We start from the raw sequence: 12,300 nt of genomic DNA, 5'->3' as shown, positions 1-12,300 counted from the left end.
CCCTAGAGTCGGACTCTAGTGTTGCACTCCAGTGACGTGATCCGTCAAGTGTGCGGGCGGAATGTCGGGGAAGTAGGGAAGGGTCCGCGCGGGATGGGAGGACGCCATGCAAGCCGCAGTTGGTGACCGGCTCGTCGTCGAGGGCGTCCATGTGGGCGACCCGCGGCGGACGGGCGAGATCGTCGAGGTGCGCCACGCCGACGGGAGCCCGCCGTACCTGGTCCGCTGGCCGGACGGCACGGAAGGACTGGTGTTCCCGGGCACCGAGGCACACATCGAACAGTCCCAAAGGTAAAGATCGGTCGATGACTGCCGGCCGGGGCGCGTCGGGGGCCGGCGCGCCCCGGCCGTGCTGACATCGCACGGGCCTCAGATTAGTTGACTCTGACTATTCAGTCGTGGATAGTTGGGGATGACTAACGGAGGCGAAACGATGGCGGCGGCGAAGCGGAAGGTCGGCAATCTGCTGGCCCTGGCGGTGCTCTCCTACCTGACGGTGGGGCCGAAGCACCCCTACGAGCTGTCCCGGCTGCTGCGCGAGCACCAGGACGACCGCAGCTTCCGGTTCAACCACGGCTCGCTCTACATGGTGATCCAGCAGCTCGCCAAGGCCGGCTTCGTGGCCGAGCAGGCGACCATGCGGGAAGGGCAACGGCCCGAGCGCACCGTGTACGCGATCACCGACGCGGGCCGGGCCGAGCTGCGCGACTGGCTGCGCGAGCTGGTCGGGTCGCCAGACCACGAATACCCGCACTTCGTCGCGGCACTGTCGCTGATCGCGGCGCTGCCGCCCGACGAGGCGGTCGCGCTGCTCCGGCAGCGGTCGCTGCGCCTCGGCGAGCAGCGAGCCGAGATCAGTGCGCTCGTCGACGGCGCCGCCGGTGTGCACCCGCTGTTCCTCGTCGAGGAGGAATACCGGATCGCGCTGCTCGACGCCGAGATCGCCTTCGTCGCACGGTTCATCGGTCAGATCACGGATCCGGAGACGGGATGGGGTCCACAGTGGGCCGCCTTCCACGCCGGCTCACTGGACAAGGGGGACGAGTCATGATCCGCACCGCACTGGTCGTCGGCGGCGGCATCGCCGGGCCGGCGACCGCCATGGCCCTGCGGAAGGCCGGCATCGACGCCACGATCTACGAGGCGTCCACCTCGCCGCGCTCCGGCGCGTTCCTCACCCTGGCGCCCAACGGCGTCGACGCGCTGCGGGTGCTCGACGCCGACGAGGCCGCGCTGGCGGCGGCGTTCCCGACGCCGGGCATCACGCTGCGCAGCACGACCGGCAAGGTGCTCGGCGTCAGCAGCACGGGCGGCAAGCGCAGTTTCACGCTGCGGCGGGAGGCGCTCTACCAGGCCCTGCACGACGAGGCGGTGGGCCGCGGCATCCCGGTGCTGACCGGCAAGCGGCTGGTCGGGCTGACCGAGGGCCCGGCGAGCGTGCGCGCGAAGTTCGCCGACGGCAGCACCGCCGAGGCCGACGTGCTGGTCGGCGCCGACGGCATCTACTCGGCCGTCCGCCGCGCCATGGACCCGGCCGCCCCGCCACCGGCCTACGCCGGGCTCGTGGGCAACGGCGGCTTCGCACCGGCGGTCGCCGGGATCGACGCCGCGCCCGGCCACTACGAGATGATCTTCGGCCGGCGCGCGTTCTTCGGCTACCTGGTGGCGCCCGGCGACGAGGTCTGGTGGTTCGCCAACGTGCCGTGGCGCTCCGAGCCGGCCCGCGGCGAGCTGGCCGCCATCGACTGGTTGCCGCGGCTGCGCGACCTGTTCGCCGGCGACGCCGGTCCGGCGATCCCGGTGCTCGACGCGACCACCGAACTCGTGCCGATGGACCCGATGCAGTCCGTGCGCGGCCTGCGCTCCTGGCACTCCCGCCGGGTGGTCCTGGTCGGCGACGCCGCGCACGCGCCGACACCCACGTCCGGCCAGGGCGCCTCACTGTCCATCGAGGACGCGTTGGTGCTGGCCAAGTGCCTGCGCGACCAGGCGGAGCCGGCGGACGCGTTCGCCCGCTTCGAGGCGAGCCGGCGGCCGAGGGTCGACGCCATCATCAAGGCCGCAGCCCGCAACAACAGCAGCAAGGCCGCGGGCCCGGTCGGCCGCGTGATCCGCGACGCGATCCTGCCCACGGTGCTCAAGCTGACCGCCGGCGAGACCGCCCAACGCAAGGTCTTCGACTATCACGTCGACTGGGCGGCGGCTGCCTGACGGTCCTTTTCCAGCGCGGTGACCTGCCGGGCCGAGAGGGCCAGCAGGGGGTGGGCACCGAGCGCGGTCAGCGCGTCGAAGCTCTCGCTGTCGAGCAGCGCCGTGCGTTCCTCGGGGCGCAGCGGCGCCTCGGCGACGACGGCCGCACGGTCGCGGACGAACGCGGCGCGGTAGTCGGCCTCGACGATGATGCGGTGCAGCAGGCGGTTGAGCTCGAGGCTGGCCGGCTCGGGGAAGCGGTAGTACTTGTAGTCGGTCTGGGTGAACTCGTGGCCGCCGAACCGAGCGATCTCGGGCACCGCCCGGTCGGCCGGCAGCGGCGGCAGGAACTGGACGACGCCGTGGCCGTGGTGCGACAGCTCCTGATAGGTCAGCAGCCGGCCCGGAACGTCGCCGATGAGGCCGAGCATGACGAACCACGTCATCAGCTCGCTCTCACCCACCTCGTCGAGGTTGACCGGCGTCAGCGCGAGCAGGTCGTCGAACCGCCCGGCCGCGATCTCGGAGATCACCCACTCGTCGAACGCGAAGTTCGGCGCCTCGTAGCGGGCCGTGCCCGGGAAGTGCGACATGCCGCCGCTGGCGATGATCGCGACCCGCTCGTCGCGCTCGTCCAGTGCGGCACGCAGCGCCTGGCCCAGGGCGTACGCCCGTCTCGGGCTGGGAATCGGCGGCAGGTAGGTGTTGACCAGCAACGGCACGATCGGGATGTCGCGGTCGCCGACCACGAACTCGAGTGGCGTGAGGAACGCGTGACCGAGCAGGGCGTCCTGCGAGTACGTGAGGTCGAAGTCGCGGGCGATCGCACCCCGCAGCAGGTGCGTGGCCAGCTCCGTGTGCACCCGGGCCTTCCGGGTGCGCGTCGTGTAGTGCGCGGTGACCTCCGGCGACAGCACGATGGTGAACGCCGGCACGGCCTCGAGCCAGAAGGTCTCCAGGTGGTCGAGACCGATCAGGATGATGGCGTCGGGCCTGGTCTCGCCGAGCACCTCACCGAACGCGCGCAACCCGTCGGTGCTCGCGTCGAGCTTGGCGGCATCCTCGTGCGGTGGACGGCTCAGCAACTGCGGAGCGTGTACGGCGGCGCCTGCGGCGACGATCTCTGCCACGTGGATGCTCCTTGTAGTCAGGACTCGGCCGCGTCGCGGTAGACGACGCCGAGCGAATCGAGCAGCGGACGCAGGTTGTAGAGGTCGAGTCCGAGCTCGCCGGCCGCGAGCTTCGCGCGCTTGACCGCCTCGTTGTCCTCCCGGGCCCGTGACTTCGCGGCCACCTCGGCGGCGGCCGCGCGGGGAACGACCACGACACCGTCGTCGTCGGCCACCACCACGTCGCCAGGGCTGACCAGGGCCCCCGCGACGACGACCGGCACGTTGACCGAACCACCGGTGGCCTTGACGGTGCCTTGCGCCGAGACGGCCCGGGACCACACGGGGAAGTCCATCTCGGTCAGCTCGGCCACGTCACGGACGCCCGCGTCGATGACCACGCCGAGCGCGCCGTGGGCGCGCAGCGACGTGGCCAGCAGCTCGCCGAGCGCGCCGTCGCCGGTGGCGGAGGTGAACGCGACGACGAGGATGTCGCCCGCCCTGACCTGCTCGACCGCCGCATGGATCATCAGGTTGTCGCCGGGGTGGGACAGCACGGTGACCGCGCGCCCGGCGATGCGCCGGCCCGGGTAGATCGGCCGGAGGTAGGGGGCGAGCAGCCCGGTGCGGCCCTGCGCCTCGTGTGCGGTCGCGACGCCGGCGGCGGCGAGCGCCTCGACGGCGACCGGGTCGGGGGCCGCCGTGGAGCGCACGACGACGCCGCTCACCGCAGGCTCCCCGCGACGGTCGGAAACACCCGCTGGTAGGCCTCGGCGTGGGTGATCGTGCCCGCGCCACCGTTGCGCCGCGCCTGCACACCACGCCGCTCACCGAGCGCGTCGTAGTAGGCGACGAGGTGTCCCTGCGCTCCCTCCATCGCCTCCATCGCCTTGCGCTTGAGCGGGAAGACCTCGGTCACGTCGAGCAGCAGGTCGGGCTTGAAGCCGCACTGCTCGGGCTGGTGCGGCTCGAACTGGAACACCTGGGGCGCGCCGATGGGACGGGTGCCGGGGTCGTGCCCGGCGGCCTGGGCGATCATCCGGGCGCGCAGCACCACCTCGTGGACCAGCGCGTGGTCGAGGTTGTAGGGGTCGTGTGCCGGGTGGGTGAGGATGACGTCGGGCCGCACCCGGCGCATCGTCGCCACGAGCGTGTCGTAGAGCCCGTCGGTCGCGCGGATCGGGTAGTCGCCCAGGTCGAGGAACTCGATCTCGGCGCCGAGAACGGCGGCCGCGGCCGTGGCCTCCTCGTGCCGGCGTTCTTTCACGGTCTCCAGCGTCATGCCGGGCTGCTTCCACAGCCCCTGCGACTCGCCCTTCTCGCCGTAGGTCAGGCAGACCACGTGCGCACGCCCGCCCTGGCGGACGAAGGACGCGATGGCTCCGCTGGCGCGCCACACGAAGTCGGCGGCGTGCGCACTGACGACGAGCATGGCGGGTTGGTCGGTCACGATGGCCCTCCTTGCCTGTGCAGCGGGCCGGAAGCGGTTGCCTGCAACGACTCGCTCACGCTGAAGGTATCGACTGCTCCCAAGATTGACAATAGAATCGTTAGCAATTCCGCTGTACGCAATGGGAGGACGACGACGTGACGACGACGCCGCGCCAGACAGAACGCCTGCAGGACACCGCTTCCGTGGTGCACGCGATCCGCGAGGCGATCGTCGCCGGCGAGTTCAACCCTGGGCAGCGGCTCATCGAAAGCGAGCTGTCGCAACGGTTCTCGGCCTCCCGTGGCACCGTGCGGCAGGCGCTCGCGTTGCTGGGCAACGAAGGGCTCGCGGTGAGCGAGGCCAACAGGGGCGCCCGGGTGCGCCCGGTCTCCAAGGCCGAGGCGATCGAGATCACCGAGGTCCGCGCGGTCCTCGAAGGACTGTGTGCCCGCCGCGCCGCCGCCAACGCCAGCGCGGCCGAGCGCAAGGAGCTGCGTGAGCTCGGCGCGACCATGCAGGCCGCGGTGAAGCGTGGCGACATCATGACCTACAGCCAGGTCAGCCAGGACGTGCACCTGCGCATCCGCGAGCTGTCGGGCCAGCACACCGCGGCCGACCTGCTCAACCGGCTGCGCTTCCGCAGCGTCCGCTACCAGTTCAGCGTCGCCCTGCTGCCGGGCCGGCCGGTCGTCGGCCTCAAGGAACACCTCGGCGTGATCAAGGCTGTCGCGGCCGGTCAGTCCGATCTGGCCGAACACCTCATGCGTGAGCACCTGGAGAGCGTCGTCGAGGCGATCAGCCAGCTGCCCGAGTCGCTGCCGGCCCTGCACGGCTGACGGCTCAGCCCGGGCGTTGTTCCTGCGGGTGCGTGGCGAGGGCCTCCACCGAGATCTCCATCCACGGGAACATCGGCAGCGACGCGAGCGCCTCGTGCAGCGCGGTCGCGTCGGCCGCCTGGTAGAGGCCGATGGAGTCGCGTGTGCCGGGCACCCGCCACAGCCGCACGAGAATGCCCGCGTCGCGAAGCTCCTGCGCACGCTGGCGTTCGAGCGGCTGCAGGCGCTGGCGCAGTTCCTTGCCCTCGGGCGTGGCGGGCAGCCGGTTGGACTGGCGCACCAGAAACTCGTTCACGCGGGTGCCTCCGTGCGATCGGCCGCCGCCAGCAAGCTCGCGGCGAGCAGGTCCGGGTTGGTCAACGGCACCTCGTGGTCCGCCGGGATGCGTGCGACCGGCCAGCCGAGCCGCTCGGCCTTGTCGGCGAAGGCGCCGAACGGCGTGTTCCAGCCCGCACAGAGCACGTAGGCGCCGGACACGGTCAGCGACGCCGCGTCACCGGGCGAGCCGTCGAGGTAGGTCTGCAGTGGATGCGGGGTGAGCCTGGGCGTGATCGCCGCCACCGCGGCCGGGTCGGTGACACCCAGGTTGGCCAGCGGTCGCGGCGGGATCAGCCACACGCCGGCGGCGTCGGGCGCCGCCGACTCGCGGTAGTGCGCGGCGGCATGCGGCGGAAGCAGGTCGATCGCGGGCTGGCCCGCGTCGGGCAGGAACCCGTCGACGATGACGAGGCGGCGCAGCCGTTGCGGTATCGCGGCGGCGACACCGCTGACCACCATGCCCGCGTAGCTGTGTCCGACCAGGACGACGTCGCGGAGATCGTCGAACTCCACCGCCGCCGAGACGTCCCGCACGTGCGTGGACAGGTCGACGCCGGCGGTGAGGTGGGCGCGCTCGGCCAGGCCGGTCAGCGTCGGTGTCACCACCTCGTGGCCGGCGGCCCGCAACCGGTCGGCCACCGGGCGCCAGCACCAGGCACCATGCCAGGCACCGTGCACCAGCACGTAAGTCGTCATCGCGAGGTCGCTTTCTCTCACTGATCGGTTACGGTAAATCTATGACGTGACCGCCCAGCGCGCGGCCCAGGCGGTCGAGCACGAGGTCGCGGATCACGAGGTTGGCACCCGCGTCGACCGGCGTCGTGGTGTTCCAGTGATGGGTCTCCTCCGGCACCGGCACCGTGCGCACGTCGGCGGCGCGTCCCCGCAACACGCCGGCGAACGCCTCGGACTGGGTCGGCGGCACGACCGGGTCCCGCTCGCCGTAGACCAACGTCCAGGCCACGCCAGCCGCCCGGTCGGTCGCGGGGGCCAGCGCCACAGGTGACGCGGCGGCATAGCTCGCCGGTGCCTCCTGCGGTGACGCGCCGATCAGGCCGCCGACGGAGTTCGGTCCGCCCCGCGCCGCCGAGGCGTCGTGCTGGGCGCGCAGGTCGTAGACGCCGTTGACGAGCACCGCCGCCGCGACGCCGGTGTCGGCGCTGAGCACGGCCGTGGCGCTCAGGTGAGCACCGGCCGAGGTCGCCAGCACGCCGAGCCGGTCGCGGTCGACGCCGAGCGCGCGGCCGTGGGCGCGGACGAACGCGAACGCACCGACCACGTCGTCGAGCGCCGCCGGCCAGGACGGCGCGCCCGGCGTCGCGAGGGTGTAGTCGATCGATAGGGTGGCGAGGCCGTGGTCGACCAGCGTGCTGGCCCAGCCGGCGTAGTCGGTGCGCGACCCTACCCGCCACCCTCCACCGTGGACCAACACGACCAGCGGCGGTGCGGTGGCACCGGTCGGCACCACCAGGTCCGCGGGCACGGCGCGGCCGCCGGCTCCCGGAAAGGTGAGGCTCACCCGTCCACCCCGCGCCGCCACGGGATCAGCACCCGTTCGAGCAGGTCGATGACGAGGAAGCTCAGCCAGCCGAGCAGAGCGGTGACGACCAGGCCGGCGTACATCGAGTCGATGTCGAAGACCTGCCAGGAGTTGAGGATCATCCGGCCGAGGCCGGTGTCGGAGCTGGTGAACTCGGCGGCGACGTCGATGACCAGCGCGATGCCCCACGAGGTGCGCAGGGACGCGAAGATCACCGGCAGGGCACCCGGGATCGCGATGGTCCGCAGGTAGCGGTAGCCCTTCACGTCCAGCGTCCGCGCCACGTCCTGGAAGATCACCGGGATGTTGCTGACCCCGGCCACCGTGTTCATCAGCACGACGTAGAACACCGAGATGGCGACCACGAGGTAGATGCTCGTGTCGCCGGTGCCGAAGATGAGCAGGAGCACGGGCAACAGGGCGATCTTCGGCACCGGGTACGTGGCCGCGACGATCGGGTTGACCACGGCCCGCACGATCCACGACCGGGCCGCCGCGACGCCGATGAGCGCGCCGGCGACAGCGCCGATCACGAAGCCGATCAGCGCCCGCTGCCCGGTCGCGCCGATCGCCGTCCACAGCGCGCCGTCGCCGGCCATCGTCCACAGTGTGCGGACGATCGTCGTCGGCGCGGAGAAGAAGCGCGGGTCGAGCGCGCCGGCCTCCGCGAGCACCTGCCAGAGGGCGAGGAGCACGAACGGCATGGCCAGGTTGACGTACTGCGTGCGCCGGTAGCGGCGCGCGACCTCCCGCAGGTCCAGCGGCTTGGCCGGGTAGGCGACCTCGCGCGCCTCGGCGCCCAACGGTGGGGCCGGTGCCTTCACCCGGCTCATGCGTCGCTCCCCTGTTTGGCGTTGTCATGCCCGCCGCCGACCAGCGCATCGTGCAGGTCGGCGGCGAGCTCCGCGAAGGCCGGGTCCCGGCCCAGGTCGAAGGCGTTTCGCGGGCGCCCGAACGGCACCTCGCGGGAGAGCACGATCCGCCCGGGTCGCGAGCTCATCACCAGCACCCGGTCGGCGAGCACGATCGCCTCCTGGATCGAGTGCGTGACGAACACGATCGTCTTGCGGGTCTGCTCCCAGATGCGGATCAGGTCCTGCTGGAGGGCGAGCCGGGTCTGCTCGTCGAGCAGGCCGAACGGCTCGTCCATGAACAGGATCTCGGAACCGACGGCAAGCGCGCGGGCCACGGCGACGCGCTGTTTCATGCCGCCGGAGAGCTCGTGCGGGTACGCGTCCGCGAAGGCGGTCAGTCCCACCATCTCGAGGAGCCGATCCACCTCCCGGCGCTGCTCCGCCCGGCTGACCCCGACGGCCCACATGCCGTACGCGATGTTCCTGCGCACGGACATCCACGGAAACGCGGACGGTTCCTGGAAGACCGTCGCGGACGGCGGCCGTCCCGAACCGCTGTTCGTGGCCCGCACGACGAGCTGGCCCTCGGTGTGCTCCTCGAGCCGGGCCAGGACCCGCAGCAGCGTCGTCTTGCCGCCGCCGGAGGCGCCCAGGATCGCGAGGAACTCGCCATGCCCGACCCGCAGGTCGATGCCCGCGAACGCCTTCACCTCGCGCCGGCCGACGGCGAACGACTTGCCGAGTCCCGTGCCCTCGATCGCGTACCCGCTCATCGTGCGTTCCACAGGTCGTCAGCCTCCGCTGGCCGAGCCGGCGGTCGCGCCGAGCGCCCGCTGGGCCGCCTCGCCGAACGAGGCGTCGATGTACTTCTTGAAGTCGACGTTCGGCGCGGTGACGAGGCCCAGCTCCTTGAAGGCGTCGAGGAACATCTGGATCGAGGCGGTGTCGACGTCGGCGGCGCCGCCGGTGACGTAGTAGCCCTTGAGCGCGTCGGCGCTCTTGACCGTCTGCACGTGCGCCATCAGGCCCTTGGCGACGTCCTGCAGCGCGGTCGGGTCCTTGTCGCCGAAGGCCTTGTTGACCAGGTCCGAGGCCTTCAGGTACGCCATCATGAACCGGCTGGCGGTCTCGGTCTTGCCCGAGAACTGCGGCGAGTAGAGCACGCCGGCGATCTGGTGCTCGGTGCCGCCGGCCATCTCGTAGTTCGTGGCGAACTTCTTGCCCGTGCCCTGCCCGACGACCGCGCCGGTGAGCGGGTCGACGAGGAACGCGCCGTCGATGGACCCGCTGGCGAGCGCGGCGACCTGGTTCGGCAGCGAGAGGATCTCGACCTTGACGGCCTTGTCGTCGACGCCGTTCTTCTTGAGCATCATGTGCAGGTACGCCTGCGCGCCGAGCCCTTGGCCGTTGACGGCCAGCTTCTTGCCGGCCAACCCGGCCACGTCACCGGGCTGGAGGCCGGAGCGGGTGCTCACGTACAGGCCGCTGGTGGTGTTGGTGTCGACGCTGCCGGCGCTGGCGACGAGCTTGACGTCGATGCCGCGGCCGAAGGCGTTGAACAGGCCGGCGGTGTACTGGCCCCAGCCGACGTCGAGCTGTCCGCTCGCGATGGCCGGAATCATGTCGGCGCCGGATTGGAAGGTCTGGAAGTCGACGGTGATGCCCTGGTCCTTGAAGTAGCCGAGGGTGTCGGCGACGAAGAAGGGCGCATCGGCGACCAGGCCCAGCACGCCGACCTTGACGGTGGTGGTGGAGGTCGGCGGTTTGGTCAGGTCGAGCCCGGCGGTGTCGGCGGAGCCGCCACCGGAGTCGTCTCCACTGCCGCACGCGGCCGCGAGCAGGATCGTCGCCACCGCCACGGCACATGTCTTCAGTGCGTTCTTCGCTCTCATCGAACGACCTTTGGTGAGGGGGATGGTGGGGGGTGGAGCTAGTCGTTGTGTGGGACCTCGTTGCGGCCGGTCAGCGGGCGGGACTGGCCGGCGGCGAGGTCGGGAACACCGGCACCGCGGGGTTCGAGCGACTCGATCTTGCGGGTCCAGATGTGGCGTAGCTTGATCACGACGCGGTCGGACCGGCCCAGCCGCTCGTTGGTGCGGTCGGCCACGCGGCCCTGCCCGACCATCGCGGTGTAGTCCTCTTCGGTCACGCTCTCCGGGCCGCGTTCCGCGTTCATCAGCTCGTGGTGGGAGTTCTCCGACCAACCGCGGCCGGCGCCCTTGATGAAGCCCGGCACCTGTGGGACGAGGTGCTTGGGGATCACCGTGTTGCTGATCATGAGGGTGTTCTCGTCGTCGATCGGCACGAACCAGATGTAGTGGTTGAACTGGTGGTCCTCACCGGAGACCAGGTAGATGGTGATCCGGGAGAGGTTGGGGAAGAAGTAGTGCGTCACGCGCACGTCCTTGACCCCGTCGTGGTTCACCCGGGTGGCGGTGATCTCGAGGCCCTCGTCGGTCTCGATGCCGTCGACCTCGGGCACGCCGTTCCAGTGCGGCTCGCTCTTGCTGTGCACGAACGCGGTGTGCACCGGGTCGACACCGTTCTCCAGGGCCTGGAAGTAGTTCATCGGCCACACGCCCGGCGGGCGGATGCTGGAGACCAGGTGGTTGTCGGGGTCGTCGAACTGCGGGAAGCTCCACATCGGCGGTGGGACGTCCTCGTCGCCGAAGTAGCCGAAGATCAGGCCGGCGTAGTCGACCGCCCGGTAGCGGGGAATCCTGATCTTCTTGGCGAAGGCCTCGGTCTCGGCGGGCATCTCGACGCACTGGCCCGTGCCGTCGTACTTCCAGCCGTGGTAGAAGCAGCGGATGCTGTCTTCCTCGACCCAGCCGGTGTGCAGCCAGGTGTAGCGGTGGGCGCATCGGGAGCCGACGATGAACGGCTTGCCGCTGTGTCCACGATAGAGGGTGAACTCCTCACCCAGGATGCGCAGCGGTCGGGCCTTGCCCGGCACGAGATCCGCGGACACGCCGATCGGGTGCCACGACTGCCGGAGCACCTGGCCGGCCGGGGTGCCGGGACCCACGCTCGTCACTGGAACCGAATAGACCATCGCTTATCTCCTTGACCGATGTCGCCGCTGTTCCACCTGTGGCTTGGTTGCTCACGCTAGGGAGCCACTCGGCGATCGGTCAAGAGATTGTCAACATTCCAGTTGACGTTCAGGTTGCCTAAATCGTTCGCTATTGATGTCCTAGCTCAGGGTCATACCTCCTCCTGGCGAAGGCGCCGGATGATCTCGCTCCGGGCGGCGAAAATCAGGGGCGCGAACTCGTCGCCGGCCTCCTGTGTGGGCATCCGGGTCGTCGGCACCGCGACCGCGATGGCCGCCAGCGGCGCCCCGATCAGGTCCGGCACCGCCATCCCGACCGCGCTGATGCCCGACTCGCCCTCGCCGACGTTGACCGCGTGCCCGTCGGCGCGCACCCGCTCCAGCTCGGCCAGCAACGCGTCCCAGTTGCCGATGCTGTTGGCGGTGCGGACCTCCAGGCGCCGGTCGGGGTAGCGACGCTCGAGCTCCGCCTCGGACAGCGCCGCCAGGATGGCCTTGCCCGCCGCCGTGCAGTGGGCCGGGAGCACGACCCCGGTGCGGCTGCCGACGCGGACCGACCGCGGGCTCTCGACGCAGTCGATGAACCGCACCTGGTTGCCCTCCAGGAACACCAGGCTGGCGGTCTCCCGCGTCGACAGGCTCAGCTCCTGCAGCGCGGGCAGCACGATCCGGCGGATGTCGGTGCGCCCGATCGCCGCGAGCGCGATCTCGTAGAGCGCCGGCCCCGGCCGGTAGGTGCCGTTGGGCCGGTCCTGGGTCACGAAGCCCCGGCTCTTGAGCGTCGAGAGCAGCCGGTGTGCGGTCGAGCGGGCCACGCCCAGCTCGTCCGCGGCGCCCGCGACGCGGATCGCGTTGCGCTGGCCGACGAGCTGCAGCAGCAGCAGGGCGTTGTCGACCGAGGACATGACCGGGTCGACTCCGAGACGACTGTTCGACATGAAGGAATTGTTTACCACAACTCTTCTC

At 70.8% G+C, this 12,300-nt stretch carries 15 protein-coding genes; 4 read left to right on the top strand and 11 right to left on the bottom strand.

Annotation, left to right across the window (positions count from 1 at the left end):
* Positions 1-106 precede the first annotated feature (106 nt).
* The 3 genes from Air01nite_RS03735 (at position 107) to Air01nite_RS03725 (ending at position 2,211) form a co-directional block, all read left to right on the top strand.
* Positions 107-295 carry a DUF1918 domain-containing protein gene (locus tag Air01nite_RS03735; protein ID WP_203700352.1) on the top strand — a complete coding sequence of 63 codons (189 nt, stop codon included), beginning with the start codon at positions 107-109 and terminating at the stop codon, positions 293-295.
* Between the two features lie 138 nt (positions 296-433).
* Complete coding sequence (locus Air01nite_RS03730; RefSeq protein ID WP_203700351.1) at positions 434-1,051, top strand: PadR family transcriptional regulator; 618 nt, start codon at positions 434-436, stop codon at positions 1,049-1,051.
* Positions 1,048-2,211: an FAD-dependent oxidoreductase gene (locus Air01nite_RS03725; protein WP_203700350.1), complete on the top strand. Its 1,164-nt coding sequence runs from the start codon at positions 1,048-1,050 to the stop codon at positions 2,209-2,211. The genes Air01nite_RS03730 and Air01nite_RS03725 overlap by 4 nt, the downstream gene beginning before the upstream one ends.
* Here Air01nite_RS03725 and Air01nite_RS03720 read toward each other — a convergent pair.
* From Air01nite_RS03720 to Air01nite_RS03710, 3 genes are read right to left on the bottom strand one after another with little or no spacing between them, the layout of a single operon-like run.
* Positions 2,184-3,320, bottom strand: coding sequence for a DODA-type extradiol aromatic ring-opening family dioxygenase (locus Air01nite_RS03720; RefSeq protein WP_203700349.1), 1,137 nt, complete (start codon positions 3,318-3,320; stop codon positions 2,184-2,186). The genes Air01nite_RS03725 and Air01nite_RS03720 overlap by 28 nt on opposite strands.
* A gap of 17 nt (positions 3,321-3,337) precedes the next feature.
* Entirely contained in the window at positions 3,338-4,027 is a 690-nt protein-coding gene (locus tag Air01nite_RS03715; protein WP_203700348.1) for a 4-carboxy-4-hydroxy-2-oxoadipate aldolase/oxaloacetate decarboxylase, read from the bottom strand.
* The gene (locus tag Air01nite_RS03710) at positions 4,024-4,749 is read right to left on the bottom strand and encodes a PIG-L deacetylase family protein (RefSeq protein WP_239090465.1); all 726 of its coding nucleotides are present in this window, start codon (positions 4,747-4,749) and stop codon (positions 4,024-4,026) included. The genes Air01nite_RS03715 and Air01nite_RS03710 overlap by 4 nt, the downstream gene beginning before the upstream one ends.
* Positions 4,750-4,886: 137 nt before the next feature.
* On the opposite strand from Air01nite_RS03710, the gene Air01nite_RS03705 reads away from it, so the two are divergent.
* Entirely contained in the window at positions 4,887-5,567 is a 681-nt protein-coding gene (locus Air01nite_RS03705) for a GntR family transcriptional regulator (RefSeq protein ID WP_203700347.1), read from the top strand.
* 4 nt (positions 5,568-5,571) lie between these two features.
* Here Air01nite_RS03705 and Air01nite_RS03700 read toward each other — a convergent pair whose 3' ends face one another.
* From Air01nite_RS03700 to Air01nite_RS03665, 8 genes are all read right to left on the bottom strand, one after another.
* Positions 5,572-5,862 (bottom strand): muconolactone Delta-isomerase family protein, encoded by a 291-nt coding sequence (locus tag Air01nite_RS03700; protein ID WP_203700346.1) that lies wholly within the window; start codon positions 5,860-5,862, stop codon positions 5,572-5,574.
* Entirely contained in the window at positions 5,859-6,581 is a 723-nt protein-coding gene (locus tag Air01nite_RS03695; RefSeq protein WP_203700345.1) for an alpha/beta hydrolase, read from the bottom strand. The genes Air01nite_RS03700 and Air01nite_RS03695 overlap by 4 nt, the downstream gene beginning before the upstream one ends.
* A 28-nt stretch (positions 6,582-6,609) precedes the next feature.
* Positions 6,610-7,404 carry an alpha/beta hydrolase gene (locus Air01nite_RS03690; protein WP_203700344.1) on the bottom strand — a complete coding sequence of 265 codons (795 nt, stop codon included), beginning with the start codon at positions 7,402-7,404 and terminating at the stop codon, positions 6,610-6,612.
* Entirely contained in the window at positions 7,401-8,258 is an 858-nt protein-coding gene (locus Air01nite_RS03685; protein ID WP_203700343.1) for an ABC transporter permease, read from the bottom strand. The genes Air01nite_RS03690 and Air01nite_RS03685 overlap by 4 nt, the downstream gene beginning before the upstream one ends.
* Positions 8,255-9,064 carry an ABC transporter ATP-binding protein gene (locus tag Air01nite_RS03680; RefSeq protein ID WP_203700342.1) on the bottom strand — a complete coding sequence of 270 codons (810 nt, stop codon included), beginning with the start codon at positions 9,062-9,064 and terminating at the stop codon, positions 8,255-8,257. The genes Air01nite_RS03685 and Air01nite_RS03680 overlap by 4 nt, the downstream gene beginning before the upstream one ends.
* A gap of 6 nt (positions 9,065-9,070) precedes the next feature.
* Positions 9,071-10,171, bottom strand: coding sequence for an ABC transporter substrate-binding protein (locus tag Air01nite_RS03675; RefSeq protein WP_203700341.1), 1,101 nt, complete (start codon positions 10,169-10,171; stop codon positions 9,071-9,073).
* Between the two features lie 38 nt (positions 10,172-10,209).
* Positions 10,210-11,334, bottom strand: a complete 1,125-nt coding sequence (locus tag Air01nite_RS03670; RefSeq protein ID WP_203700340.1) for a Rieske 2Fe-2S domain-containing protein — start codon at positions 11,332-11,334, stop codon at positions 10,210-10,212.
* A gap of 152 nt (positions 11,335-11,486) precedes the next feature.
* On the bottom strand, positions 11,487-12,272 hold the full coding sequence (locus Air01nite_RS03665; RefSeq protein ID WP_203700339.1) for an IclR family transcriptional regulator: 786 nt from the start codon (positions 12,270-12,272) through the stop codon (positions 11,487-11,489).
* Positions 12,273-12,300: the final 28 nt, after the last annotated feature.

Origin of the sequence: Asanoa iriomotensis (assembly GCF_016862515.1) — a bacterium.
In the GTDB taxonomy this organism is placed as follows: domain Bacteria; phylum Actinomycetota; class Actinomycetes; order Mycobacteriales; family Micromonosporaceae; genus Asanoa; species Asanoa iriomotensis.
Note: the sequence above shows the minus strand (reverse complement) of the source record. Positions and strands in the feature narration are given on the sequence as shown.

Bases quoted from the DNA above. Each gene is read 5' to 3' on its own strand.
- Air01nite_RS03735 (WP_203700352.1), top strand. From the start codon at position 107: ATGCAAGCCGCAGTTGGTGACCGGCTCGTCGTCGAGGGCGTCCATGTG.
- Air01nite_RS03730 (WP_203700351.1), top strand. From the start codon at position 434: ATGGCGGCGGCGAAGCGGAAGGTCGGCAATCTGCTGGCCCTGGCGGTG.
- Air01nite_RS03725 (WP_203700350.1), top strand. From the start codon at position 1,048: ATGATCCGCACCGCACTGGTCGTCGGCGGCGGCATCGCCGGGCCGGCG.
- Air01nite_RS03695 (WP_203700345.1), bottom strand. From the start codon at position 6,581: ATGACGACTTACGTGCTGGTGCACGGTGCCTGGCATGGTGCCTGGTGC.
- Air01nite_RS03685 (WP_203700343.1), bottom strand. From the start codon at position 8,258: ATGAGCCGGGTGAAGGCACCGGCCCCACCGTTGGGCGCCGAGGCGCGC.
- Air01nite_RS03675 (WP_203700341.1), bottom strand. From the start codon at position 10,171: ATGAGAGCGAAGAACGCACTGAAGACATGTGCCGTGGCGGTGGCGACG.
- Air01nite_RS03670 (WP_203700340.1), bottom strand. From the start codon at position 11,334: ATGGTCTATTCGGTTCCAGTGACGAGCGTGGGTCCCGGCACCCCGGCC.
- Air01nite_RS03665 (WP_203700339.1), bottom strand. From the start codon at position 12,272: ATGTCGAACAGTCGTCTCGGAGTCGACCCGGTCATGTCCTCGGTCGAC.